Consider the following 24,239-nt stretch of genomic DNA (forward strand, 5'->3'; position numbering starts at 1 on the left):
CGCTCCCATGAGCGATCCCGTGCCGCAGCGCGCCGAGATCGTGGTCGACCTCGCGGCCGTGCGGCACAACGTCCGCATCCTCAAGGACCTGGTGAGCGTCGACGGGCCCGTGCAGCTGATGACGGTCGTGAAGGCCGACGGCTACGGGCACGGCATGGTCGAGGTGGCCGCCGCCGCCCGTGACGCCGGAGCGGACTGGCTCGGCGTCGCGACGATCGACGAGGCGCTCGCGCTGCGGGCCGCGGGCGACGAGGGACCTCTGCTGTGCTGGCTGAGCGCGCCGGGCGACGACTTCGCCGCCGCCGTCCGTGCAGGCGTCGAGGTGACGGCCTACTCCGTCGCGGAGCTGGACGAGATCGCCGCCGCCGGGCCGGCCCGGGTCCAGCTCAAGGTCGACACGGGCCTCTCGCGCGGCGGCGCCGCGCGCGCGGACTGGGAGTCGCTGTTCGCCGCGGCCGCCGCCCACGAGGAGGCCGGCCGGGTCCGGGTGACCGGCGTCTTCTCCCACCTCGCGGCCAGCGACGAGCCGGACCACCCCGCCAACGACCAGCAGGAGCAGTCCTTCCGGGACGCGCTCGCGCTGGCGGAGCGAGCCGGGCTCGCGCCGGACGTCACCCACCTGGCGAACTCCGCGGCCACCCTCCTGCGCCCGTCGTCGCACTTCGACCTCGTGCGCTGCGGCATCGCGTCGTACGGCCTCGACCCCGCGCCGGGGACCAGTCCGCGCATCGGGCTGCGGCCTGCGATGACGGTGCGGGCGCGCCTGGTGCTGAGCAAGGAGGTGGCGGCGGGGGACGGCGTCTCCTACGGCCACACCTGGGTCGCCCCCCAGGACACCACGGTCGGGCTGGTCCCCGCCGGCTACGCCGAGGGGATCCCGCGCGCGGCGGGCAACACCGCCTCGGCGTGGGTCGCGGACTCGCTGCGACCGGTCCGCGGCCGCGTCTGCATGGACCAGCTCGTCGTCGACCTCCAGGGCGAGCTGCTGCCTCCCGGCACCGAGGTCGTCCTGTTCGGCCCCGGCGACCGCGGCGAGCCCACGGCGCAGGACTGGGCCGAGGCCGTCGGCACCATCAGCTACGAGATCGTCACCCGCGTGGGCGGTCGCCTCGTGCGCCGCCACGTCGACTCCGAGGGGACCACGCGTTGAGCATCAAGGGCCGGATCTTCGGCACCGTCGTGGGCGCAGCCGGACTGGCCGCCGCCGCCGGTGCGGTCGGCATCGCCCGCCAGAACCGCGTCATCGGCAACCGCGCCGCGGGCGAGCAGGTGGCGTTCGGCGAGCTGCACAGCCCGGCCCGGGTCGTGGTCACCGACGACGCCGTCGACCTCCACGTCGAGATCGACGAGCCCGAGGACTTCGGTGGCCGGCCGGCGACCGACGACGACCTGACCGTGGTCTTCGTCCACGGCTACTCCCTCAACCTCGACTGCTGGCACTTCCAGCGCGCGGCCTACCGCGGGCAGGTGCGCACGGTCTTCTACGACCAGCGCAGCCACGGCCGCTCGGCCCGCTCCGACGAGGAGCACTGCACCATCGAGCAGCTCGGCGACGACCTGCGTCGCGTCATCGAGCACACCGTCCCGGGCCGGTGCGTGGTCGTCGGTCACTCGATGGGCGGGATGAGCGTCATCTCGCTGGCCGAGCAGCACCCCGACCTCTTCGGCGACACCGTCGTCGGCACGGCGCTCATCTCGACGACGGCGGGTGGGCTCGACGCCGGACGCATCCTCTTCCCGATGCTGCCCCTCGGCCTGGGCGGGCGCTTCGTCGGGCGCGCCGTGCGTACGCTCGACCGCGGCCACCGCGTCGTCGACGTCGCGCGCAGCTGGGGCCACGCGGTCGCGGACGTCTTCACCGACCGCTACGCCTTCGGCGACGACGTCCCGCAGGCGATGGTCGAGTTCGTCTACTCCATGCTCAACGCCACGCCCTTCGCGGTGGTCGCCGACTTCTACCCCGCCTTCGCCACGCTCGACCACTTCGACCGCCTCGAGGCGCTGGGGCGCGTGCCCACCTCGATCATCTGCGGCACCGAGGACAAGATCACCTCGATCGGGCACAGCCGCAAGCTGCACAGCCGGATCCCCGGCTCGAGCCTGCTCGAGTGCGAGGGGGCCGGGCACATGGTGCTCCTCGAGCGCCACAAGCAGGTGACGGCCGAGCTCGACGACCTGCTGTCGCTCGCCGAGGGCGAGGACCTGCGATGACCCTCGAGGTGCGCCGGGTCGGTCCGGAGGCGGCCGCCGAGGTCCTGGCGGTCGTGCGCGAGGCGTTCAGCGCCCGTCCACCGCTGGACCCGCCGGCCGACGCGCTCGGGGAGGACGTCGACTCCATCGCCCGCCTGCTCCGCCGTCGTGGCGGGCTGCTGGCGCTGCTCGACGGTGAGCCGGTCGGCTGCGTCGTCCTCGACCCCGACGCGGACGGTCTCGTGCTGCGCCGCTTCGGCGTGCTCCCGTCCGCCCAGGGCAGGGGGGTCGCGACGGCGCTCGTCGAGGCCGCCGTCGAGGCGGCCACCGGACGCTCCGCGGTCCGGGTGGTCGCCCGCGAGGAGCTGCCCGGCACCGTCGCCTTCTGGGAGGCGCACGACTTCGTCGTCACCGGCCGCACCAGCCCCTACGTCGAGCTGGCGCGCTGGTTGGGCACCAGCTTCGACGCACCGGACGCCGAGACGATGCGCGCGCTGGGGGAGCGGCTCGGCCGCAGCCTGGTCGCGGGAGACCTCGTCGTGCTGACGGGGGAGCTCGGGGCCGGCAAGACGACGTTCACCCAGGGCCTCGGCGAGGGCCTCGACGTCCGCGGCGGGGTGACGTCGCCGACCTTCGTGATCGCCCGCGTGCACCCGGCGCTGGGCGACGGGCCCGACCTCGTCCACGTCGACGCCTACCGCCTCGGCGGGCTGGATGAGCTCGACGACCTCGACCTCGACACCTCGCTCGACTCCGCGGTGACCGTCGTGGAGTGGGGCGCTGGCCTCGCCGAGGGGCTCGCGGACGCCCGCCTGGAGGTGCTGATCGAGCGCACCGTGGGCGACAGCCCCCTCGAGGGCGAGCTCGATCCGAGACGCGTGTCCGTGCGCTGGGTCGTCGGCCAGTAACCTCGACGCCGTGCTCCTCGCCTTCGACACCGCGACCCCGCTGGTGACCGTCGCCCTCCACGACGGTGACCGGGTGGTGGTCGAGCACTCCTCGGAGCAGCCGATGAAGCACGGCGAGCACCTCGCCCCCCTCATCGCGCGCGCCATGGACGACGCCGGGATCGTGCGCCAGGACCTCACGGCCATCGCCGTGGGCGTCGGCCCGGGACCCTTCACGGGCCTCCGCGTCGGCGTCGTCACGGCCCGCACCCTCGGCTTCGTGCTCGACGTCCCGGTCTACGGCGTGTGCTCCCTCGACGCCATCGCGCTGGAGGTCGTCGGGCGCGGTGCGGCCGAGGGGAGCTTCCTGGTCGCCACCGACGCGCGCCGCAAGGAGGTCTACCTCGCCTCCTACGACGCCGATGCGCGACGCCTCGAGGGCCCGGTCGTCACGCGGCCCGCCGACGTCGCCACCGAGGCTCCCGTCGCCGGAGCGGGACCCGAGCTCTACCCCGGCGACTTCCCCCACGCCCTCGCGCCGACCCGGCCGAGCGCCGGCTGGCTGGCTGCGGGCGTCAGCGAGGAGTCCGTAGAATTGCTGGACCCCGAGCCCCTCTACCTGCGGCGCCCCGACGCGGTCGCCGGCGCACCCAGAAAGCCCGTGTCGTGATCCGTCCCGCAACCCTCGACGACCTGCCCGCGCTCGTCGCGCTCGAGCAGGAGCTGTTCGGCCCCGACGCGTGGAGCGAGACGCTCGTGCGCCAGGAGATCGTCGGCCCGGGCCGACGCTTCGTCGTCGCCGACGACCTGTCCGGCTACGGCGTCACCATGACCGCCGGCGACATCGTCGACCTGCTCCGCATCGGCGTACGCCCCGACGCGCGCCGCACCGGCATCGCGACCAGGCTGCTCGACGAGCTCCTCGTCGGCACCGACGACGCGTCGCGGATGCTGCTCGAGGTCAGCGTCGCCAACGTCGAGGCGCTCGGCTTCTACGTCGCGCGCCAGTTCAGCGTGATCGACGTCCGCCCCCACTACTACCGCGACGGTTCGGAGGCGCTGGTGATGTGCCGCTGGCTCCCCGGCGCCGCGCGCACGGAGACGACGACGGCCCATGACTGACGAGCCGCTGGTCCTCGGCATCGAGACGTCCTGCGACGAGACGGGCGTCGGCATCGTCCGGGGGCACACCCTCCTCGCCGACACGGTCGCGAGCAGCGTCGAGGAGCACGCGCGGTTCGGCGGTGTCGTTCCCGAGGTGGCCAGCCGCGCCCACCTCGAGGCGATGGTGCCGACCATCGAGCGTGCCGCCGAGACCGCCGGCATCTCGCTGTCCGACATCGACGCGGTCGCCGTGACCAGCGGCCCCGGTCTCGCCGGCGCGCTCCTCGTCGGCGTCGCGAGCGCGAAGGCCCTCGCCCTCGGGCTCGGCAAGCACATCTACGGCGTCAACCACCTCGCGGCGCACGTCGCCGTCGACCAGCTCGAGCACGGGCCTCTGCCCGAGCCGTGCCTGGCGATGCTCGTCTCGGGCGGGCACTCCAGCCTGCTCCAGGTGAGCGACGTGACGGTCGGCGTCGAGCCGATGGGGTCCACCATCGACGACGCCGCGGGGGAGGCCTTCGACAAGGTCGCCCGGCTGCTCGGACTGCCGTTCCCCGGCGGCCCGCACATCGACAAGCAGGCCCGCAGCGGCAACAGCGTGGCCATCGACTTCCCGCGCGGACTGACCAGCCGTCGCGACCTCGAGCGGCACCGCTTCGACTTCTCCTTCTCCGGCCTCAAGACGGCCGTCGCGCGGTGGGTCGAGGCCCAGCAGCGCGCGGGCGCCACCATCGACGTCGCCGACGTCGCCGCGTCCTTCCAGGAAGCGGTCTGCGACGTCCTGACGCGCAAGGCGATCGACGCGGCGTCGAGCCGCGGGATCGAGGACATCCTCATCGGCGGCGGCGTGGCGGCCAACAGCCGGCTGCGTGCGATGGCGGAGGAGCGTGCGTCCGCGGCCGGGATCCGCGTACGCGTGCCGCGACCGGGCCTGTGCACCGACAACGGGGCGATGGTCGCCGCGCTGGGCGCCGAGCTCGTCGCGCGTGGCCGTGCCCCGTCGCTCCTCGACCTGCCGGCCGACTCCTCCCAGCCGATCACGACCGTCGTCGCCTGAGCTCACCGGCGCGACCGCCCCGGACATGACGAAGGCCCCCGCCCGAGAGCGGGGGCCTGCATCACTGACACCTGACCGAGGTGGCGTGCCTCAGTCGAGGACTCCGGGGGCGACGTCCTCGTCGCCGAGCCAGTCCTGGTCGTAGACCAGGGAGTCGCGCTGCCCGTCGCGCTCGCGGTCGCCCTTGCGTCCGCCGCGACCGGAGGCACCTCCGGCGCCGGCACCGCGGGCGCCACCTGCGCCTCGGCTGCCGGAACGGGAGCCGGCGTTGGAGCCGGTCGCCGCGCCCCGGCCCCCGGCCGCGCCGCGACCGCCGGCCGAGCCTGCTCCGCGTGCCGCCGTGCTGCCGCTCGCCGCGCCGCGCGAGCCCGCCGCACCCGGAGCACCCGAGCGGGCGGCTGCCGAGCCAGGCGCCGACGCGCTGCGCGAGAGCGCACCGGCGCTCGCGCTGCGGGCCGTGGCGCCGATGGGACGAGCGGGAGCGCTGCCGGCGGGCGCGGGAGCCGAGCCGGCACGGATGGCGCCGGCCATGCCGCTCATCCCTCCCGCGGCTCCGGCCGCCCCCATCGCAGCCGCGTTGACACCGGGAGTCGCGCCGGCGGTGGTGGTGGCCGCGGGGACGGACGAACCCGTGGGCTGGTAGGTCACGCCGCTCTGCTCATGGCCACCGACCGTGGTGCTGGTCGTGGGGTGCGGGGTGGTGGTGATCTCGGGCGGGGTGCTGACGTGGGTGGGATCGACCGGGGTCAGGGTGCACCAGATGGTCTCCGGCTCCACGTGGTTCGGCGGAGGGAGGACGGTGGGCTCGAACTCCGTCGAGGTCCACTTCACGATCCCGGTCTCGGTGTAGTGCGGCTTGACGCCACTGGCACCGCCGCCGGTGGGCGGCGGGGCGGAGGTGCCCGGCAGGTAGGTCCCGCCGGGGCCGGACGGCACGCTGGGCGGGGGCTCGGTCGGGTCCTGCTGGCCGTGGATCTCCTGCATCGGCGGGATGGCGCCGAGGAAGGCGGCGTCGAGGTCCCTGGTCAGGGCGAGGGCCTTCGCCTCCTGCTTGTCGTACTGCGTCTGCCAGGCGTTGCGCTCGGCCTGACGAGCGGCCGACGCGTCGGCCTGCGCCTGCAGCTCCTCCTTGGTCGGCTCGACGCCGGGCGTCCCGGCCGGGGCCTGGTAGGGGCCGGGCTGGGGGCCGAGGTCGGCGAGGTTGTCGCGCGCGTCCTTGGTGTCGTTGATCTGCTGGCCGACCACGACCAGGGCCTCTCCGGCGTTGCGCAGCAGGCCGGCCTTCTCGCCCATCGCGGTGGCCGACTCCTCCATGCCGGCGCGCAGGGCGGGGCCGGTGAGGGTCTGCTCGCCGATGCGGAGCTCGGCCTGGCCGGCAGCGAGCTTGAGGGCGTCGCCCAGGGTCTCGAGGTCCTCGGCCTTGCGCTTCCAGTCGCGGCCGACGGCCTGGAGGTGCCCGCCCATGGCGGAGTCGAGGTAGGAGTCCAGCTTCTGGCGGTTGGGTCCCTTGGTCACGGCGTCAGTCCTGGCTCTCGGTCGGCAGCGTGCACTGGCTGGAGGCGAAGTCGGGGGCGGCCACGCAGTCGGTCGCGACCTCGATGCGGGTCGCCGTCGCCACGGACTGCTCCGTCGTCTTCTGCACGTCGTTGCTGAACTCCTCGACCGACGCGCCCATCTCGCGCAGGCCGGCGACCATCCGCTGGAGCTCCTCGCCGACGGCCTGGTGGGCCATCTCGACGTTGGTCGCGAGCCGGTAGCCCCCGGTGAACGAGTCACCGTAGGAGGCGCCCACCACGGGGGCGACCGGGTCGTTCTCCAGGCCGGAGGCGGCCTTGTCGAACGAGAACAGGAGCGACGAGATGGTCTCGGCGTCGATGTTGAGCCCGACCATCGTCTGGCTGAGGAGTTCCCTGTCTTCGAGCGGCAGCATGCCGTGTCCTTTCCCCCTGTCGACAGAACCAAAACCACTTTAGGTCGATGATCTGGTGGCGTCATCTCGGCGTCGACTTGGCTAGTCTCGCCGCATGATTCCTCGGGGAACCGGACGCCGGTGGCTCGCCTCCTGCGCAGGTGTGATCGCCCTCACGGTCACGACCGGGTGCCAGTCGTCGGCCTCGGACGAGACGGGCGGGGACGGCCCCGCGACCGCGACGAGCTCGCCGTCGGCGACGTCCTCCGCGCCGGTCCCGGTCCCCGACGCCCCGGTCGAGGCCTCCGACGGCAAGGTCGTCAAGGTGCCCGGTGCCTCGATGCGGGCGCTGAAGACGTACAAGCGGGTCAGCGACTACGGCATCGTGCAGGGCTACAACGACGAGCAGAGCGCCCTCACCCTCTCTCCCAACCTCACGCAGAAGACGTCGCTGGACGCGTACGCGAAGGAGTGGATCCGCGCGCACGGCGGGCCGAAGCGGATGGAGCGCCAGGAGGACGCGGTCGTCGGCGGGAAGTACAACGCCTGGCACGTCATCGACACCCGAGGACCCACCGAGGAGTCGCACTACTTCGGGGTGATGTTCCTCGACAGCGCCTGGCTCATCAACATCGCGATCTACAAGGGCGACCCGTGGAGCCTGACGCCCGAGGAGGGCGAGGAGGTCATCGCGAGCCTGCTCGCGTCGTTCAAGACCGACCTCGACTGAGGCCGGCCGGGGATCGGGCCGGGGCGGGGATCCCGGCTCAGCCCGGCTCAGCCACCGTCAGGCCGGACGCGCCCGAGCTCGCGACGTCGATGCGTTCGACCGTCCCGTCCAGGCCGAGCCTCATCATGGCCGAGTCATCGCCGGTGAACAGGCGCGCCACGACCGCGTCGTCGCCCGCCCAGGCCAGCTGGGTCGCGAACCCACCGGCCGTGCGTGGCGGCAGCGCGGCCTCGAAGGTCACGACCTCCTCGCCCGTCGCGGCGTCGAGCACGGTGAGCGTGGGCGAGCCGTAGGCGTCGGCCTCGGGGTCCGAGCCGAGGACGTACTGGCCGCCGGGGCTGATCGGACCGAGCACGTGGTCGCACGTCTCCCACAGCGTGGCCCCGGCGTCGGCGACGCCCTCGACGACCGCGGAGCACGCACGTCCGTCCTGCGAGCCCTTCAGCCCGGCGACGACGCCGGTGACGGGGGAGGCGGAGCGTCCCTCGACCGGCCCCGGCAGCGCACCGGGGGAGTCCCCGCCGCCCACGAAGGTCGAGAGGACCCCCCGACCGTCGTTCTGGGTGGCGGCGACCTCGACGTCCGAGACGAACCCGATGGGCGCGACCTCGTGGTCCTCCGGGCCGGGCGGGAAGACGAGGTGGTCGGACGCCGGGCCCCCCGCGGCGTCGGCCAGCCTGACCCGCCACTGCGTGCCGTCGTACTCCGACCATGCCACGCGCGTGCCGTCGGGACTCACCACGAGGCCCCCGGTGGCCACCGGGTCGTTTACGACCTCGAGGTCGGCGTCGAGGATCTCGATCGTGCTCCACGGCACGCCGGGGGCGTCGTTGATCGCGACGCCGATCCAGCCGTCGCCGTAGGGGGTCAGCGCCTCGTAGTCACCGGGCAGGTCGACCGTGCTGCCGTCCGGCTGGAGGAGGGCGGGGCCGTCGACGTCGAGGAGGGGGACGGGCGCCTGCTCCACGGCCTCGGCGCTGAGCGGGTCGACCTTCACGATGCCCGACGCGATCGTCGGGGCGGGCGGCTGGGTCGCCGGGGGCACCTCGCTGCGCTGGCCGGGGTCGACCAGCGACAGCCCGACCGGGACCGCGATGGCCAGGACGGCGGCGACGGCCGCGCCGGCCGCGACGGTGCGGCGGCGCTGGATGCGGCGCGCACGCGTACGCACGTCGGTGACGCTGAGCGGCGACCGGTCCAGCGGGTCTGCGGTGCGGTGCAGGGCGTCGTGGACCTGCTCCTCGAGGGGACGGTCGTTCATCGTGCGTCCTCTCCGGTCTGGTGGGGATTGAGTGACTGCGGGGCGCGGGCCCGGAGACCCGCGAGTGCGCGACTGGCCTGCGACTTGACGGTGCCGACGGAGATGCCGAGGACGTCGGCGATCTCGGCCTCGCTGAGCTGCTCGTAGTAGCGCAGCACGATCACCGACCGCTGCTTGGGCGGCAGGGTCTGGACGAACGACCACAGGGCGCCGCCCATCCCGTCGTCGTAGACGTCAACGACACCGGTGTCCGGCATGACCTCGGTCGAGTGCTCCTTGCGCTTCCAGGCGCGGCGCCACAGCGAGTTGTTCTCGTTGACCATGATCCTGCGGACGTAGCCGTCGAGGGCCTCGCGGTCACGGATCCGGTCCCAGGAGAGGTAGAGCTTGGCGAAGGCGTTCTGCAGGAGGTCCTCGGCCCCGGCGTGGTCGCCGGCCAGGAGGTAGGCCGTCCGGTAGAGCGCGGGCTGGCGCGCGGACATGTAGGCCGAGAAGTCGGCGTCCTTGACCGCCTGCCTGTCCACAGGCGCGTCGGCCTGCCGCTCGTGCGCACCCATGTCGATGAGTGTCGCGGTCATCTCGCACCTCCCGTCCGATCTCGGCGCCCCCGGGCGGGGCGTGTCGTGATGAGGACGCGACCGGGTCGACCGGGGTTGCATCCATTTGGGAGGCTCGTCCCATCCAGTTCCAGACATCTGCCAGGAGGCATCGATGCAGCAGGTCAAGGCCGTCGTCGCGCTCGCGAAGGGCGAGCCGGTGCAGCTCACCACGATCAACGTCCCCGACCCCGGGCCGGGCGAGGCGGTGGTGACGGTGCAGGCCTGCGGGGTGTGCCACACCGACCTGCACTACCGCGAGGGCGGGATCAACGACGACTTCCCGTTCCTGCTCGGCCACGAGGCGGCCGGCGTGGTCGAGGCGGTCGGTCCTGACGTCACCGGGGTGGCGCCGGGGGACTTCGTGGTGCTCAACTGGCGCGCCGTGTGCGGTGACTGCCGGGCCTGCAACCGCGGCGAGCCGCAGTACTGCTTCAACACCCACAACGCCACGCAGAAGATGACGCTGGCGGAGGGTGAGCTGGCGGGCACGGAGCTGTCACCCGCCCTCGGGATCGGGGCGTTCGCCGAGAAGACCCTCGTCGCGGCGGGCCAGTGCACCAAGGTCGACCCGTCGGCCCGCGCGGCCGCGGTCGGCCTGCTCGGCTGCGGCGTGATGGCCGGCCTGGGCGCGGCCATCAACACCGGCAACGTCGGTCGCGGATCCACCGTCGCCGTCATCGGCTGCGGCGGCGTCGGCGTCGCCGCCATCGCCGGTGCGGCGCTGGCCGGTGCCGCGAGGATCATCGCCGTCGACATCGACGAGCGGAAGCTCGCGACCGCGAAGAAGCTCGGAGCCACCCACACCGTGAACTCGTCGGAGGTCGACGCGGTCGAGGCGATCAGGTCGCTGACCCCGCCGCCCGACGGCACCGGCCACGAGGGCGGCGCGGACGTCGTCATCGACGCCGTCGGCCGTCCGGAGACCTGGAAGCAGGCGTTCTACGCCCGCGACCTCGCCGGCACCGTCGTCCTCGTCGGCGTGCCCACCCCGGAGATGAAGGTGCCCGAGATCCCGCTCATCGACGTGTTCGGCCGCGGCGGGTCGCTGAAGTCGTCCTGGTACGGCGACTGCCTGCCCTCGCGCGACTTCCCGATGCTCGTCGACCTCTACCAGCAGGGACGCCTCGACCTCGACGCGTTCGTCACCGAGGAGATCGGCATCGAGGACGTCGAGGCCGCGTTCGACAAGATGCACGGCGGACCCGACTCCGAGACCGTGCTGCGCTCGGTGGTGGTCCTGTGACCGCGCGGGTGGACCACGCCGTCGTCTCCGGCACCTTCAGCCTCGACGGCGAGACGCACCAGGTCGACAACAACGTCTGGGTGATCGGCGACGACGAGCAGTGCCTGGTCATCGACGCCCCGCACGACGTCGACGCGATCCTCGAGGTCGTCGCCGGTCGCACCGTGAAGGCGATCGTGTGCACCCACGCCCACGACGACCACGTACGAGTCGCGCCCGCCCTGCGCGTCGCGACCGGTGCTCCGATCCTGCTCCACCCCGACGAGCGGCCGCTGTGGGAGCTGACCCACGGAGGCGACGAGGAGGGTGCCGAGCTGTGGGACGTCGACCTGTCCGACGGCATGACGCTGACGGTCGGCGGCGCGGCCGTCCGGGTGATCCACACCCCCGGGCACGCGCCCGGCGCGGTGTGCCTCTACGTCCACGACCTCGGCTGCGTCTTCACCGGCGACACCCTCTTCGAGGGTGGGCCGGGCGCCACCGGCCGGTCCTACTCCGACGCCGACCTCATCAAGGAGTCGATCCGCTCGCGCCTGTTCGACCTGCCCGACGAGACGGTCGTGCACACCGGGCACGGCGCCGACACCACGATCGGCGCGGAGAGGGCCAACGTCTGAGAGTCGTCAGCCCACCGATCTCCGGTTGCCCGAGACCGAGCGGGGCCTACGGTCGCGCGCATGAGCGCCGACCCGTTCGTGCCCGACGACTTCGAGCCGCCGACGCGCCTCGTCGCCGAACGCTTCGTCCTCGAGCCGCTCGGGCCGCAGCACAACGACGCCGACCTCGCGGCCTGGACGTCGAGCATCGACCACATCCGGTCCACGCCGGGCTACCCCGACGGGGACTGGCCGCCCGTGGACGGGATGTCGTCCGAGGCGAACCTCGCTGACCTCACCCGCCACGCGGCGGACTTCGCGGCCCGTACGGGCTTCACCTTCACCGTCCTCGACCCGGGCACGGACGAGGTGATCGGCTGCGTCTACCTCTACCCGTCGCACCGGCCGGAGCACGACGTGGAGGTGCAGTCCTGGGTACGCGCCGACCGGGCCGACCTCGACGGGCCGCTCGCCGACGCCGTCGCGGCGTGGCTGGACTCCGACTGGCCCTGGGAGGCGCCGGACCGCCACGGGCGGTGATGCTGCTGCGCGGGTGCTGGCTGCACCTGGATTTCCCGGCACCGGTCGCCGTGCCACCATGGCGCGATGCTCGCGCGGCCGCTCTCGCTGGTGGCGACCCTCGCCCTGGTCGCCACGCTGTCGGCCTGCGACGGGGACGGCGGTGAGCCCCGCGAGGAACCCGGCGCGGAGGGAGCCGCCGCCTCCAGCACCCCCACCGTGCCGCCCAGCCCGTCCGAGGAGCTCGGGCTGGTCGAGGGCTGGGGGCCGGACCGTGCCGAGCTGGACCGGGCCGCGCGAGCCGTCGCCCGGTTGCGCCTGCCGGACCTCGCCGGCCAGGTCATCGTCGCGGACTGGCAGGGCACGTCGGCGCCGGTGGCCATGGTCCGCGACCTGCACCTCGGCGGGGTCATCGCCTTCTCCTCCAACGTCGCGTCGGCCGAGCAGGTCGCGCGCGTCAACTCGGCCCTCACCCACCAGGTCCGGCGGACGTGGCCGCTCTTCCTCGGCGTCGACCAGGAGGGCGGCGTCGTCGAGCGGCTACGGGGTGCCGCCACCCGGTTCCCGGCCTTCATGAGCACCGGCGCCGCCGACGACGCGGCGCTGACGCGGCGGGCGTACGCCGCGGGCGCGGGTGAGCTGCGCCGCCTCGGGTTCACCGTCGACTTCGCGCCCGACGCCGACGTGACCTCGGGACCCGACGACCCGACGATCGGCTCGCGTGCGGCGTCCTCGCGCCCCGCGGTCGTCGCCGAGCAGGTCGTGGCGGCGGCAGCGGGCTTCGGCTCGGCGGGCGTGCTCCCGGTGATCAAGCACTTCCCCGGCCACGGGTCGGTCCCCGCGGACAGCCACCTCACGCTGCCCGTGCAGGCCAGGACGGCCGAGGAGCTGGAGGCGACCGACCTGGTGCCGTTCCGGGCGGCCGTCGAGGCCGGGCTGCCCGCCGTGATGGTCGGTCACATCGACGTGCGTGCGGTCGACCCACGGGTGCCGTCGTCGCTGTCGCGCAAGGTGACGACGGGCCTGCTCCGCGACGAGCTCGGCTTCGGCGGCCTCGTCGTGACCGACTCGCTCGAGATGGCCGGCGTGACCCGCGGTCGCAGCCCCGCCCGTACGGCCGTGCAGGCGATGCGCGCCGGCGCGGACGTGCTGCTGATGCCACCGTCGCCGGCCGTGGCGCGCACGGCGCTCGTGCGCGCCGTCCGGGGCGGGTCGCTGCCGCGCCGCCGCCTCGAGCAGGCGGCGGCCCGCCAGATCGCCCTCCTGCGCCACCTCGCCGGCGTCGAGCCCGGCGGGACCGGCGGGACCGGCGCGGCGGCGGAGGCGTCGCGGGCCCTGTCGGCGGCCGCGATCACCGTGACCGACGGGGCGTGCGCCGGCGCGCTGGTCGGTGCCGCGGTCCACCCGTACGGCGACGCGGGCGCGGTCGCCTCCTTCGCCGCCGCGGCGCATCGTGCCGGTCTCGAGGTGCTGCTCCGCCGCTCGCCGCCGGCGCGGCTCGCCCGCGCCGAGACGAGGCCGGAGCGCCGCGACCGCGAGCGGAAGCGGGCGTACTTCAAGCGCATCCGCGCCTGGAAGAAGGCCGAGGCGCAGCGCGAGCGGCGGCTGGCGGCCTGGACGTCCCGCGAGGACGCCCGGCTCGCCGCGGGCACCGCGATCGGATTCACGGGCTACCGCGACGCCCCCGTCGACGGCGCCGTCGCCGTGGCCACCGACACCCCGTGGGTGCTCGGGCGGGTGGGCGCGCCGACCCGGATCGCGACCTACGGCGACACCCCGACGGCGATGGACGTGCTGGTGGAGGTCCTCACCGGCGCGGCAACGGCGCCCGGCCGGCTGCCGGTCAGGGTCGCCGGTGTCGCGCGGTCGGGGTGCTGAGAGCCTCCCCGGACGTCATGAGATTCACGGGTTCGAACCCGGATTTCTCATGACGTCATGGGTTGTGGTCGTCCCGGCGACCGCCGCCCATGACGTTGCTGGGCTCGAGGGGGCATCGGCTCCGGGGGGCGGAGGACCGGACCGGGCGATCGTCGGTCGTGCCGCTGTCGACCTGTGCGAGCATCCGAGGCGTGGCCAGGAGGTACGAGACCGGTCGCTCGACGACTGCCGATGCCTCGTCGGTGACGGACAGGGATAGCTTCGCCTACTTCCTCGAAGTGGTCCTCGGGGACTTCCGGCTCGGCGATGGCGAGTCGGAGTGGGAGAACGCGACTCTCGACCGTTTCCTGGAGGCGCTCGCAGCGTTCGCCGAGGCACGTGTCACCGATGGGCCGGGACAGGACATGGACCAGGATCGAGGCAGCTGGCGACTCTTTGCCCAGATGGTCGTCGCCGCCACCGGCTACGAGTGACTCGCACGCAGCTCAGGCCGCCACGAGCGCTTGCTGCCCCGCGACGGGTGCCTCGGACGTCATGAGATCCGCCGGTTCGAACCCGAAATTCTCATGACGTCATGGCCCGTGGTCGTGGAGGCAGCCGCCTGCCATGACGTCCCGTCAGGGCGTACGCCTCAGAAGGGCTCGACCAGGAGGGCGGTGCCCTGGCCCGCGACCCGCGTCAGCACCAGCGTGGCCTCGGCGTCGCCCTTGAGCGCGAGGCGCTTGCGCAGCTCCTCGGGCACGACCTGGACGCCGCGCTTCTTGATCGTCAGGCGCCCGACGCCGCGCTGCTGCAGGGCGGCCCGCAGCTGCTTCTCGCGGTAGGGGAGGTGCTCCAGCACGCGGTAGCCGCGCGCGAACGGGGTGCGGAACGACGCGTTGCTGGTGACGTAGGCGATGTGCTCGTCGACGAGACCGCCGTCGACCCCCGCGGCCACGGCCGTGACCAGCCCGGCGCGGATCACCGCGCCGTCGGGCTCGTAGAGGAAGTCGCCCACCTCGCGTACGCCCGCGCCCGGGTCGTCCTCGTCGGTGAGGGTGGCGAGCCCGCGCTCCTCGATGACGGTCGCGCGCCGGTCGGTGGTGGACAGCCCGGGGGCCCAGAGGACCGCCTCCTTGACGTCACCCCCGTCGCTGACCCACTCGGCCTCCACGCCGTCGGGGACGAGGTCGTGGCCGATGCCCGGCGCGACCTTGACGAGGGCGCGACCCCGGAGCAGGTCGAGCACCCACGGCCACGGCGGGGTCCAGCCGTCGACGTCGAAGACCCGACCGCGACCGCCGCGGCGCGCGGGGTCGGCGAAGGCGGCGTCGAAGCCGCGAACGTCGATGGCGGTGGCGTCGCACGCCATCACCGCACCGGCGAGTCCCAGGGCGTCGAGGTTGGCCCGGGCCATCTCGGCGCGGACCGGGTCCTGGTCGACGCCCGCCGCGACCAGCCCGGCGCGGGCGAAGGCGAGGAGGTCACCGCCGATGCCGCAGCCGAGGTCGACGACGCTGCCGCCGGGGATCGCGGCCGCGAGGCGCGCGGCCCGGTGGTCGGCGACCCGGGTGCGGGTGGCCTGCTCGAGCGCGTCGGGGGTGAAGTACATCGCGTGGGCGGCGTCGCCGAACTTCGGCACGGCCTTCACGCGCAGCTGGGCCTGAGTGGTCGCCGCGGCCGCCTTCTCCGCGTCGGGCTCCAGCCGGCGTACGACCGCCGCCACGCGCACCGGGTCGCCCGGGTGGTCGGCCCACGCCTGGGCGGCGTGCACGAGCAGCCGTCCGCCCTCGGGCGTGCGCAGCCACTCCAGCGTCTCGATCTCCACGCGGCCATCCTGTCAGGCGCGTCGCGGTGGCGTACGGCCCCTGCTAGCACTCGATCGGGGTGAGTGCTAACGTCTGATCTGGCACTCTCACCGTGAGAGTGTCAATGCTCGTGAGCCTGGCACGACCCCCGCGACGGCGTGCCGCCCGGAGCGCGAGCCCACGTCCTGGGAGCCGACCGGCTCCTGCAGAATCTCGTGAAGAGAAAGTGGAGGTTGATCCGAAGTGTCGGTCAACATCAAGCCCCTCGAGGACCGCATCGTCGTCCAGACGCTCGAAGCCGAGCAGACCACCGCCTCCGGCCTGGTCATCCCGGACACCGCCAAGGAGAAGCCCCAGGAGGGCGAGGTCGTGGCGATCGGCCCCGGTCGCATCGACGACAACGGCAACCGCGTCCCCCTCGACGTCGCGGTCGGCGACAAGGTCATCTACAGCAAGTACGGCGGCACCGAGGTCAAGTACTCCGGCCAGGAGTACCTCATTCTCTCCGCCCGCGACATCCTCGCCGTCGTCGGCTGACCTGGCATCACGCCTGACTGCGCCGGGGGCGCTCGACGACCCGCTTCGCTCAGAGGTCGCCGTCGCGTCCCCGGCTTGTCAGCCGCGCGCCATGCCACCCGACGCAGCGCGAGGCCCCGCACCCCCCTCCTGAAGTCTTCCTAGAGGAGCCACCCGCAATGCCCAAGATCCTGGAGTTCGACGAGAACGCCCGCCGCGCGCTCGAGCGCGGCGTCGACGCCCTCGCCAACGCCGTCAAGGTGACGCTCGGCCCCAAGGGCCGTTACGTCGTCCTCGACAAGAAGTGGGGCGCCCCCACGATCACCAACGACGGTGTGACCGTCGCGCGCGAGGTCGAGCTCGACGACCCGTTCGAGAACCTCGGTGCCCAGCTCACCAAGGAGGTGGCCACCAAGACCAACGACATCGCCGGTGACGGCACCACCACCGCCACCGTGCTCGCCCAGGCCATGGTCCACGAGGGCCTGCGCGCCGTCGCGGCCGGCGCCAACCCGATGGGCCTCAAGCGCGGCATGGACGCCGCGGCCGAGGCCGTCGGCGACGCGCTGCGCGAGGCCGCCCGCGAGGTCGAGTCCCGTGAGGACATGGCCTCGGTCGCCACGATCTCCAGCCGCGACAGCCACATCGGCGACCTGCTCGCCGAGGCCTTCGACAAGGTCGGCAAGGACGGCGTGATCACGGTCGAGGAGTCCAACACCATGGGCACCGACCTCGAGTTCACCGAGGGCATGCAGTTCGACAAGGGCTACATCTCGGCGTACTTCGTCACCGACCCGGAGTCGATGGAGGCCGTCCTCGACGACCCCTACATCCTTCTCCACCAGGGCAAGATCTCCTCGATCCAGGAGCTCCTCCCGGTCCTCGAGAAGGTCATCGCCACCGGCAAGCCGCTCTTCATCCTCGCCGAGGACGTCGAGGGCGAGGCGCTCTCCACGCTGGTCGTCAACAAGATTCGCGGCACGTTCAACGTCGCCGCCGTGAAGAGCCCCGCGTTCGGTGACCGCCGCAAGGCGATGATGCAGGACATCGCGACCCTGACCGGCGGCCAGGTCGTCGCCCCCGAGGTCGGCCTCAAGCTCGACCAGGTCGGCCTCGAGGTCCTCGGCCAGGCGCGTCGTGTCGTCATCACCAAGGACAACACCACGATCGTCGACGGCGCCGGCGACAGCACCGCTGTCGAGGGCCGCGTCAACCAGATCAAGGCCGAGATCGAGAACACCGACTCCGACTGGGACCGCGAGAAGCTCCAGGAGCGCCTCGCCAAGCTCGCCGGCGGTGTGTGCGTGATCAAGGTCGGCGCCGCCACCGAGGTGGAGCTGAAGGAGAAGAAGCACCGCATCGAGGACGCCGTCTCCGCGACGCGCGCCGCGATCGAGGAGGGCATCGTCCCCGGCGGTGGCTCCGCGCTCATCCACGCCGTGTCGGTGCTCGAGGACAACCTCGGCCTGACCGGTGACGAGGCCGCCGGTGTCCGCGTGGTCCGCAAGGCCGCCGACGAGCCGCTGCGCTGGATCGCCGAGAACGGTGGCGAGAACGGCTACGTCGTGACCGCCAAGGTCCGCGAGCTCGGGGTCGGCAACGGCTACAACGCCGCCTCCGGCGAGTACGGCGACCTGGTCGCCCAGGGCGTCCTGGACCCAGTCAAGGTCACCCGCTCGGCGCTCGTCAACGCGACGTCGATCGCCGCGATGCTGCTCACGACCGAGACCCTCGTCGTGGACAAGCCCGAGGAGGAGGAGCCCGCGGCCGCAGCCGGTCACGGGCACGGCCACGGTCACTGAGACCCGCCGCTCCACCCTGCACGCACGGCCCGCTCCGCACCCGCCACCCGGCGGTGCGGGGCGGGCCGTTCCGCATGCGTCGTCAACCACCCCCGCGCCCGGGGCGTCCCACCTGCATGCGGACCCTCGGCGCGCTCGTCCTCGCCCTGCTGCTCGTCGGGTGCACTGCGCCCGAGGACGGGTCCCCAGCGCCGGCGCCCGCACCGACCACCACGCCCGCGACGCCGTCCGCACTCCCGTGGGGCACCGACCTGGCGTACACGGGACCACCGCGCATCCCGTGGGTCGACGGTCGCGTCCTGCGCTTCCCCGGCGGGCGCACCGTCGAGCTGCCGCGCCGCTGGGCGGTGACGTCGATCGCCCGCCACGCCGGCGGCTACCTCGTCACCGACGACCGCGCCCTGGAGGGCATGGTGGGGATGCACCGCCTCGGTGCCGCGACGGCATCGTGCGCGCGAGCTGGACCTCGACCGGTCCGGCGGAGACGAGCCCGGACGGACGGGTGGGCTGGGTCAGCCTGGTGCCGTCCGAAGGCGGACGCGTCGGTCCCACCGAGCTGCACGCGGACTCCGTCGACGGGGGAGCGGCGGTGAGCCAGCGCCTCGACCGCAGCCGGGTGCCGTTCCTCGGCGGGTGGTTCCGCGGGCAGCTGGTCTACGAGACGTGGGGGGACGCGGCGTCGTTCGTGAGCGACCTCGTCCACCGCCCCCGTCCGGTGCCGCGGGCCGAGGACCTCGGGGTGCTGCAGCCGGACGGGGCGTACCGGGCCCGGATCACGGCCGAGGGACTGGAGATCCTCCACCACGACGGTGCTCCGTCCCGCGTCGTGCGCCTGCGCGGCTTCGGCCGCACGATGTTCGCGGACCTCGCGTGGGAGGACGACCGGCACGTCCTCACGACCATCACCCGCAACGGCCGGCAGGCCGTCGCCCGCATCGGCACCGGCGGGCGGGTGTCGCTCGCGTCGGAGTGGCGCGAGGCCGGCTGGGTCGGTGTCGCGTTCCTGCCGCCCGCGCACGGGACGGCAGCACGGTGCTGCCGCGGGAGATGAAGGCCGACGACGTCCGCGTGTACGCCAACCCAGAGCAGCGCCGCGGCGCGCCTCAGCGGATGATCTCGCTGAGGTGCGTCTCGGCCCCGCTGCGGCCGAACGTCGCGACCTTGCGGCCGGTCGGCTCGTTCCACAGGAACTGGTCGCCGGGCGCCGCACCGGTGGCGGCCGACCACGCCGACATGCTGTCGCTGAGTCGCAGCAGGTCGCCGCTGTCGAAGTCGTAGAGGTAGGTGCCACCGGTGGCGCGGTCGTACGCCGAGACGACCAGGTGGTCGCCGCCGCCCACCAGCGCGCCGCCCTCGACCCCGTCGTCCTGCAGGGTGACGACCTGCTCGCCGTCGGTCGTGACCACCTGGACGCGGTCGTCACGGACCCCGTCGCCGTAGGTGCCGCAGTACTGCGAGAGGGCGATGCGACCGCCTGCGACGTCGAAGCCCAGCAGGTTGCACCGCTCACCGAGGCGGGGGCCGAACGAGGTCTCCTCGCCGGTGACCAGGTCGCGCACGTGCACCTCCCCGGCGGCGCCGTTGGAGCGGTCGGTCCACACGAGGCGGTCGCCGTCGAAGCCGAAGTCACCGACCAGCAGGCTCTCGTCGCGCACGTCCGTCGGGTCGGTGAGCGACATCGACCACAGTGCGCGCACGTCGCCCTCGGCGTCCGCGTCGTCCGCCTCCCCGTCAGGCCCCGTCGGCCAGCCGCCCTCGGGGACGTCGCCGCGATCGACGAGCAGTGCGGCGTACGCCCGTCCGTCCGGACCGACGTGCACCTGCGGGAGGTCGTCGCTCGCCGGCAGGTCCGGCCAGCTCATGGTGGTCCAGGCGCCGGCCGACCGGTCGTAGACGGACAGCTCGAGCGGGCGGCTCGCTGCGGTGCCCGACCAGCTGAGCCACTGCAGCACCAGCCGGTCCTCGCCGAGCTCGACGGCGAGCGGGTTGCTCACGTTGCCGGGGGGATCGGGGAGCCACTGCTTCTCTCCCGTCGCCGGGTCCATCAGCGCGAACCGCTCCGTGAGCCGCGTCATGGTCTGGCCCTCGCGGAAGAGCACGAGCCCGTCGTCGGTCACCCCGTCGAGGTACTCCCCGTTGTCCGACTCGAGGTCCTCGTTGACGTAGGTGGTGACGTCGCGGTAGTCGATGCCCTCGACAGCCGGCCGCGCACCGCGCAGGTCGATGGTCGGCCCGGACGGGCGGGGGACCCCCGCGGCGGCGAGGTCCGCGGGGGCGGGGTGCAGCCAGGTCGCCGAACCGAGCGCGATCGCGCCGGCCGCCAGCGCGCTCCCGGCCACGACGCCGGCGCGGCGCACGCGCACGCGCCGCCGTCCGGCACCCAGAAGGGCCTCGACCTCGCGGGTCTCCTGCGGTGCGTGCGCGGACGCGTCCCGCAGCAGCTCCTTCAGCTCGTTCACCATGACACCGCTCCTTCGGACCGCCGGTCGGCGGACGACTCGTCCGCCGGCTCCTCCAACATGGACCGGAGCGAGAACAGGCCGCGCGAGGTCTGGCTCTTCACGGTCCCCTCGGTGCAGCCCAGCAGTGCCGCCGTCTGCTCGACCGAGAGGTCCTCGAAGTAACGCAGGACCACGCAGGCACGCTGCCGGGGTGGCAGGTCGGCCAGCGTCGCCATCAGCGTCTCGCGCGTGGCGACGGCGTGCGCGACGTCGACGGGGGAGGCGAGCGTGGGGTCCGCCTCTCCCGGCCGCTCCGTGCTGGACCGCCGTCGGGCGTGGTCGAGGTAGGCGCTGACCACCGCCTTGCGGGCGTACGCCAGCTCGCCGCCGTTGCGCACCAGCCGCGGCCACCGGACGTACACCCGGATCAGGCCCTCCTGGACGAAGTCGGAGGCCCGGTCCCAGTCGCCGCACAGCAGGTAGGCCGTGCGCCGCAGGCGGGGCCGCGCCGTCTCGGCGAACTCCACGAACGCCGCCTCGTCACGCACTGTTCTGCTCCATGCCCCTTCCAACGCGGTGGGCACGCACGGGGGTTGCACGGCGCGCGACGGGAATCATCACCGGCCCCAGATGGTGCGGTACGGGGAGGTGCAGTCGACGTCGACGTCGATCGGCTCGACGGTGTTGAGGTGGTAGATCCGGTAGCGGTCGCACGCGGTCCGGATGAACTCGTACTTGCGGATGAGCGAGCGCTCGATGGGGCGCGTGCCGAGCTCGCTCCAGGTGTTGATGTAGGTCGCCTCGACGAACCACGTGGGCGGGTTGGGCCCGGTGAGCACGTCCTCCAGCTGGGTCAGCCCGGGGTCGAGGGTGCGCATCGGCAGCGACCAGAGGTAGGGGTACGGCGACTGCGCGCGGCTCGCCCACTGGATGTCCGCGCGACCGCCGTAGACCAGCACCCGGTCACCGGGTCGCGCGGCGTCGTGGATCGCCTGGCCGGTGCGCACCTCGACCGGCACCCGGCCCTCGACCCATGCCGCGGTCCAGGCGATCATCGCGACGCCGCTCGAGGCGACGACGAGGCCGACGGCGGCGCGCGTGACCCGGTGGCGGAAGCGGTCGAGGTGGTCGTGCGCGAGCAGGGCCGACAGCGCCAGCACGAGGCCGGGGATCGGGACGAAGAGGTAGGGCATCCAGAAGCTGCCGCTGAGCGCGACCCCGAGCAGGTCCAGGCCCAGCATGGCGGCGATGGCGACCACCGGCACCGGGTCGTGGCGGAGCAGCCCGCGCAGGCGCACCGCGAAGCACGCCACCACGAGCAGCATGCCCGTGCCGGCGAAGACCGCCAGCAGCACCGAGATCCGGCTGGTCGCACCCTCGGCGCTCTGGGTGGCGATGACGTGGCTGGCGTCGGAGCGGAAGGTCACCACGACGTACCAGAGGGTGCGCAGGTGCACGCCGGCCGCGAGCGCCCACGCGACGACCACCACCACCGGCACGGCCGCCCCCGCCAGCGCCGCGCCGGCGCACCGGAGCCCGTCGCGCAGGTCGAGCTGGCGCGCCAGGACCGAGCCCACCAGGAGCACGCCCCCGAACACCAGCCCACCGACGATGCTCTGCTTCATCCCGACCGCGACCATCGCGAGCAGGCCCGCGACGAAGGCGTCCGTCACCGAGATGCGCCGCACCGCCCGGAGCGCCAGCCAGCACGATCCGAGCACCAGCGGGATGCCGAACAGCTCGCCCTTGGCGGCCACCGGGTCGATCTGCGCGTTGCCCACCAGGGCTGCGGTCGCCAGCGCGACCCACCCGGCGAGCCGGCGGACCGACGCGTCGTCCAGCACCCCCGCCCGGGTCGCGACCTCGCGCGTCGCCGCCGCGGCCGCCAGCACCAGCAGGACGCACGCCACGGCGCCGACGAGGCGGTGGGCGTACGGTCCCCCGAACTGCTCGCTGGCCCGGACCAGCCAGATGATCGGCGGTGGCCGGTCGACCCAGTAGTGGCCGTAGAGCGAGTCCGGCTCGGGGTGCCACGTGCGGGCCACCAGGAGGAACCCCGCCTCGTCGGGACGCAGCGGCCACAGCAGTGACGGGAACCGTGCGACGAACGCGACCGCCGCTGCCACCCACACCATCCGCCCCATGCGGACACCGTAGAATGTGGCCGTGGAGATCCCTGAGAAGTTCGCTGCGCTCGGCCTCACCTACGACGACGTGCTGCTGCTGCCGGGGGAGTCGGACCTCGCTCCGAGCGACATCGACACCACCACCCGCCTGACCCGCGAGATCTCGATCCGGGTGCCGCTGATCAGCGCCGCGATGGACACCGTGACCGAGTCCCGGATGGCGATCGCGATGGCCCGCGAGGGCGGCATCGGCGTGCTGCACCGCAACCTCTCGATCGAGGACCAGGCCCGCCAGGTCGACCTCGTGAAGCGCACGCAGACCGGGATCATCTCCAACCCGGTCACGATCGGCCCCGACGCGACCCTGGAGGAGCTCGACCGGCTGTGCGGGGAGTACCGCGTCTCCGGCCTCCCCGTCGTCGACGTCGACAACCACCTGCTCGGCATCATCACCAACCGCGACCTGCGCTTCACGCCGGTCGCCGAGTGGGCCACCACGAAGGTGGACGAGGTGATGACCAGGGAGGGCCTGATCACCGGTCAGGTCGGCATCTCGCGCGACGACGCCACCGCCCTGCTGCGCGCCCACAAGCGCGAGCGGCTGCCGCTGGTCGACGGCGAGGGCCGCCTCAGCGGTCTCATCACGGTCAAGGACTTCGTCAAGGGCGAGCAGTTCCCGCACGCGTCGTACGACTCCGACGGCCGCCTGCTCGTCGGTGCGGCCATCGGCTACTTCGGCGACGCCTGGGAGCGCGCCACCACGCTGATCGAGGCCGGGGTAGACGTCCTGGTCGCCGACACCGCCCACGGGCACGTCCACCTCCTGCTCGACATGGTCCGCAGGCTGAAAACCGACCCGGCCACGCGGCACGTCCAGGTCATCGGCGGCAACGTCGCGACCCGCGACGGCGCGCAGGCGTTCGTCGACGCCGGCGCCGACGCGGTCAAGGTCGGCGTCGGCCCCGGCTCCATCTGCACCACCCGCGTCGTGACCGGCGTGGGCGTGCCCCAGGTGACCGCCGTCTACGAGGCCTCGCTGGCCACCCGGCCCGCCGGGGTCCCGCTCATCGCGGACGGCGGCATGAAGCACTCCGGCGAGATCGCCAAGGCCCTCGTGGCCGGCGCCGACTCGGTGATGGTCGGCTCCATGCTCGCCGGGTGCGAGGAGTCCCCGGGCGACGTCGTCTTCGTCAACGGCAAGCAGTTCAAGTCCTACCGCGGGATGGGCTCGCTCGGCGCGATGAGCAGCCGCGGCAAGAAGTCCTACTCCAAGGACCGCTACTTCCAGGCCGAGGTCGCCAGCGACGACAAGATCGTGCCGGAGGGCATCGAGGGCCAGGTCGCCTACCGCGGTCCGCTGTCCGCGGTCGCGCACCAGCTCGTCGGCGGCCTCAACCAGTCGATGTTCTACGTCGGCGCCCGGACCATCCCCGAGCTGCAGGACAAGGGGAAGTTCGTGCGCATCACGTCGGCCTCGCTCAAGGAGAGCCACCCCCACGGCGTCCAGATGACCGTCGAGGCGCCCAACTACAGCGGCAGCTGAGGCCCCACCGGCACCCGCTCACGGCTCGGCCGAAAGTAGGGACTACCCGAA

General features: G+C 73.3%; 24 protein-coding genes. 16 read left to right on the forward strand and 8 right to left on the reverse strand.

What is annotated here, in order from left to right:
- Positions 1–7 precede the first annotated feature (7 nt).
- Genes alr through tsaD form a run of 6 tightly spaced genes read left to right on the forward strand, consistent with a single transcriptional unit; the run spans position 8 to position 5,238 of the window.
- Positions 8–1,150 (forward strand): alanine racemase, encoded by a 1,143-nt coding sequence (gene alr, locus F4692_RS11670; protein ID WP_179619795.1) that lies wholly within the window; start codon positions 8–10, stop codon positions 1,148–1,150.
- Entirely contained in the window at positions 1,147–2,211 is a 1,065-nt protein-coding gene (locus tag F4692_RS11675; RefSeq protein WP_179619796.1) for an alpha/beta fold hydrolase, read from the forward strand. The genes alr and F4692_RS11675 overlap by 4 nt, the downstream gene beginning before the upstream one ends.
- Positions 2,208–3,098, forward strand: coding sequence for a tRNA (adenosine(37)-N6)-threonylcarbamoyltransferase complex ATPase subunit type 1 TsaE (gene tsaE, locus F4692_RS11680; protein WP_179619797.1), 891 nt, complete (start codon positions 2,208–2,210; stop codon positions 3,096–3,098). The genes F4692_RS11675 and tsaE overlap by 4 nt, the downstream gene beginning before the upstream one ends.
- A 10-nt stretch (positions 3,099–3,108) precedes the next feature.
- Complete coding sequence (gene tsaB / locus F4692_RS11685) at positions 3,109–3,747, forward strand: tRNA (adenosine(37)-N6)-threonylcarbamoyltransferase complex dimerization subunit type 1 TsaB (protein WP_179619798.1); 639 nt, start codon at positions 3,109–3,111, stop codon at positions 3,745–3,747.
- Positions 3,744–4,199, forward strand: coding sequence for a GNAT family N-acetyltransferase (locus F4692_RS11690; protein ID WP_179619799.1), 456 nt, complete (start codon positions 3,744–3,746; stop codon positions 4,197–4,199). The genes tsaB and F4692_RS11690 overlap by 4 nt, the downstream gene beginning before the upstream one ends.
- A complete protein-coding gene (tsaD, locus tag F4692_RS11695) occupies positions 4,192–5,238 on the forward strand; it encodes a tRNA (adenosine(37)-N6)-threonylcarbamoyltransferase complex transferase subunit TsaD (protein ID WP_179619800.1) in 1,047 nt (348 codons plus the stop codon). The genes F4692_RS11690 and tsaD overlap by 8 nt, the downstream gene beginning before the upstream one ends.
- Before the next feature lie 90 nt (positions 5,239–5,328).
- Here the strand turns inward: tsaD and F4692_RS11700 are convergent, their stop codons facing one another.
- Together F4692_RS11700 and F4692_RS11705 are read right to left on the reverse strand one after the other, a co-directional pair.
- Positions 5,329–6,753 carry a hypothetical protein gene (locus tag F4692_RS11700; RefSeq protein WP_179619801.1) on the reverse strand — a complete coding sequence of 475 codons (1,425 nt, stop codon included), beginning with the start codon at positions 6,751–6,753 and terminating at the stop codon, positions 5,329–5,331.
- A gap of 4 nt (positions 6,754–6,757) precedes the next feature.
- Complete coding sequence (locus F4692_RS11705) at positions 6,758–7,168, reverse strand: hypothetical protein (RefSeq protein WP_179619802.1); 411 nt, start codon at positions 7,166–7,168, stop codon at positions 6,758–6,760.
- Between the two features lie 94 nt (positions 7,169–7,262).
- Here F4692_RS11705 and F4692_RS11710 point away from each other — a divergent pair, with 94 nt between their 5' ends.
- Entirely contained in the window at positions 7,263–7,877 is a 615-nt protein-coding gene (locus tag F4692_RS11710) for a hypothetical protein (protein ID WP_179619803.1), read from the forward strand.
- 37 nt (positions 7,878–7,914) lie between these two features.
- On the opposite strand, the gene F4692_RS11715 is transcribed toward F4692_RS11710, so the two are convergent.
- Together F4692_RS11715 and F4692_RS11720 are read right to left on the reverse strand one after the other, a co-directional pair.
- Positions 7,915–9,138: a hypothetical protein gene (locus F4692_RS11715; RefSeq protein WP_179619804.1), complete on the reverse strand. Its 1,224-nt coding sequence runs from the start codon at positions 9,136–9,138 to the stop codon at positions 7,915–7,917.
- Positions 9,135–9,716 carry a SigE family RNA polymerase sigma factor gene (locus tag F4692_RS11720; RefSeq protein ID WP_257029752.1) on the reverse strand — a complete coding sequence of 194 codons (582 nt, stop codon included), beginning with the start codon at positions 9,714–9,716 and terminating at the stop codon, positions 9,135–9,137. The genes F4692_RS11715 and F4692_RS11720 overlap by 4 nt, the downstream gene beginning before the upstream one ends.
- A 133-nt stretch (positions 9,717–9,849) precedes the next feature.
- Between F4692_RS11720 and F4692_RS11725 the strand changes: the two genes are divergently transcribed.
- From F4692_RS11725 to F4692_RS11745, 5 genes are all read left to right on the forward strand, one after another.
- Complete coding sequence (locus F4692_RS11725; RefSeq protein ID WP_179619805.1) at positions 9,850–10,980, forward strand: S-(hydroxymethyl)mycothiol dehydrogenase; 1,131 nt, start codon at positions 9,850–9,852, stop codon at positions 10,978–10,980.
- Positions 10,977–11,597 (forward strand): MBL fold metallo-hydrolase, encoded by a 621-nt coding sequence (locus tag F4692_RS11730; protein WP_179619806.1) that lies wholly within the window; start codon positions 10,977–10,979, stop codon positions 11,595–11,597. The genes F4692_RS11725 and F4692_RS11730 overlap by 4 nt, the downstream gene beginning before the upstream one ends.
- Before the next feature lie 60 nt (positions 11,598–11,657).
- Positions 11,658–12,116, forward strand: a complete 459-nt coding sequence (locus F4692_RS11735) for a GNAT family N-acetyltransferase (RefSeq protein ID WP_179619807.1) — start codon at positions 11,658–11,660, stop codon at positions 12,114–12,116.
- A 66-nt stretch (positions 12,117–12,182) separates the two neighbouring features.
- Positions 12,183–13,973, forward strand: coding sequence for a glycoside hydrolase family 3 N-terminal domain-containing protein (locus F4692_RS11740; protein WP_179619808.1), 1,791 nt, complete (start codon positions 12,183–12,185; stop codon positions 13,971–13,973).
- A gap of 191 nt (positions 13,974–14,164) precedes the next feature.
- Positions 14,165–14,446: a DUF7660 family protein gene (locus tag F4692_RS11745; protein ID WP_218858401.1), complete on the forward strand. Its 282-nt coding sequence runs from the start codon at positions 14,165–14,167 to the stop codon at positions 14,444–14,446.
- A 158-nt stretch (positions 14,447–14,604) separates the two neighbouring features.
- Here F4692_RS11745 and F4692_RS11750 read toward each other — a convergent pair whose 3' ends face one another.
- A complete protein-coding gene (locus F4692_RS11750; protein WP_179619809.1) occupies positions 14,605–15,780 on the reverse strand; it encodes a class I SAM-dependent methyltransferase in 1,176 nt (391 codons plus the stop codon).
- 223 nt (positions 15,781–16,003) lie between these two features.
- Here F4692_RS11750 and groES point away from each other — a divergent pair, with 223 nt between their 5' ends.
- From groES to F4692_RS11765, 3 genes are all read left to right on the forward strand, one after another.
- Entirely contained in the window at positions 16,004–16,297 is a 294-nt protein-coding gene (gene groES / locus F4692_RS11755) for a co-chaperone GroES (RefSeq protein ID WP_179619810.1), read from the forward strand.
- Between the two features lie 158 nt (positions 16,298–16,455).
- The gene (gene groL / locus F4692_RS11760) at positions 16,456–18,078 is read left to right on the forward strand and encodes a chaperonin GroEL (RefSeq protein WP_179619811.1); all 1,623 of its coding nucleotides are present in this window, start codon (positions 16,456–16,458) and stop codon (positions 18,076–18,078) included.
- A 448-nt stretch (positions 18,079–18,526) separates the two neighbouring features.
- Complete coding sequence (locus F4692_RS11765; protein WP_179619812.1) at positions 18,527–19,129, forward strand: hypothetical protein; 603 nt, start codon at positions 18,527–18,529, stop codon at positions 19,127–19,129.
- Positions 19,130–19,181: 52 nt separating this feature from the next.
- Here the strand turns inward: F4692_RS11765 and F4692_RS11770 are convergent, their stop codons facing one another.
- The 3 genes from F4692_RS11770 to F4692_RS11780 all read right to left on the reverse strand — a co-directional run bounded on the left by F4692_RS11770 (position 19,182) and on the right by F4692_RS11780 (position 22,663).
- A complete protein-coding gene (locus tag F4692_RS11770; RefSeq protein ID WP_179619813.1) occupies positions 19,182–20,540 on the reverse strand; it encodes a hypothetical protein in 1,359 nt (452 codons plus the stop codon).
- Entirely contained in the window at positions 20,534–21,067 is a 534-nt protein-coding gene (locus F4692_RS11775) for a SigE family RNA polymerase sigma factor (protein ID WP_179619814.1), read from the reverse strand. The genes F4692_RS11770 and F4692_RS11775 overlap by 7 nt, the downstream gene beginning before the upstream one ends.
- 69 nt (positions 21,068–21,136) lie before the next feature.
- Entirely contained in the window at positions 21,137–22,663 is a 1,527-nt protein-coding gene (locus tag F4692_RS11780) for a hypothetical protein (protein WP_179619815.1), read from the reverse strand.
- 22 nt (positions 22,664–22,685) lie between these two features.
- Between F4692_RS11780 and guaB the strand changes: the two genes are divergently transcribed.
- Entirely contained in the window at positions 22,686–24,188 is a 1,503-nt protein-coding gene (gene guaB / locus F4692_RS11785; protein WP_179619816.1) for an IMP dehydrogenase, read from the forward strand.
- Positions 24,189–24,239: the final 51 nt, after the last annotated feature.

The sequence above is a fragment of the Nocardioides cavernae genome (genome assembly GCF_013410035.1).
Lineage (GTDB): Bacteria > Actinomycetota > Actinomycetes > Propionibacteriales > Nocardioidaceae > Nocardioides > Nocardioides cavernae_A.

Bases quoted from the DNA above. Each gene is read 5' to 3' on its own strand.
- alr (WP_179619795.1), top strand. From the start codon at position 8: ATGAGCGATCCCGTGCCGCAGCGCGCCGAGATCGTGGTCGACCTCGCG.
- tsaE (WP_179619797.1), top strand. From the start codon at position 2,208: ATGACCCTCGAGGTGCGCCGGGTCGGTCCGGAGGCGGCCGCCGAGGTC.
- tsaD (WP_179619800.1), top strand. From the start codon at position 4,192: ATGACTGACGAGCCGCTGGTCCTCGGCATCGAGACGTCCTGCGACGAG.
- F4692_RS11705 (WP_179619802.1), bottom strand. From the start codon at position 7,168: ATGCTGCCGCTCGAAGACAGGGAACTCCTCAGCCAGACGATGGTCGGG.
- F4692_RS11710 (WP_179619803.1), top strand. From the start codon at position 7,263: ATGATTCCTCGGGGAACCGGACGCCGGTGGCTCGCCTCCTGCGCAGGT.
- F4692_RS11715 (WP_179619804.1), bottom strand. From the start codon at position 9,138: ATGAACGACCGTCCCCTCGAGGAGCAGGTCCACGACGCCCTGCACCGC.
- F4692_RS11720 (WP_257029752.1), bottom strand. From the start codon at position 9,716: ATGACCGCGACACTCATCGACATGGGTGCGCACGAGCGGCAGGCCGAC.
- F4692_RS11725 (WP_179619805.1), top strand. From the start codon at position 9,850: ATGCAGCAGGTCAAGGCCGTCGTCGCGCTCGCGAAGGGCGAGCCGGTG.
- F4692_RS11735 (WP_179619807.1), top strand. From the start codon at position 11,658: ATGAGCGCCGACCCGTTCGTGCCCGACGACTTCGAGCCGCCGACGCGC.
- F4692_RS11740 (WP_179619808.1), top strand. From the start codon at position 12,183: ATGCTCGCGCGGCCGCTCTCGCTGGTGGCGACCCTCGCCCTGGTCGCC.
- groL (WP_179619811.1), top strand. From the start codon at position 16,456: ATGCCCAAGATCCTGGAGTTCGACGAGAACGCCCGCCGCGCGCTCGAG.
- F4692_RS11770 (WP_179619813.1), bottom strand. From the start codon at position 20,540: ATGGTGAACGAGCTGAAGGAGCTGCTGCGGGACGCGTCCGCGCACGCA.
- F4692_RS11780 (WP_179619815.1), bottom strand. From the start codon at position 22,663: ATGGGGCGGATGGTGTGGGTGGCAGCGGCGGTCGCGTTCGTCGCACGG.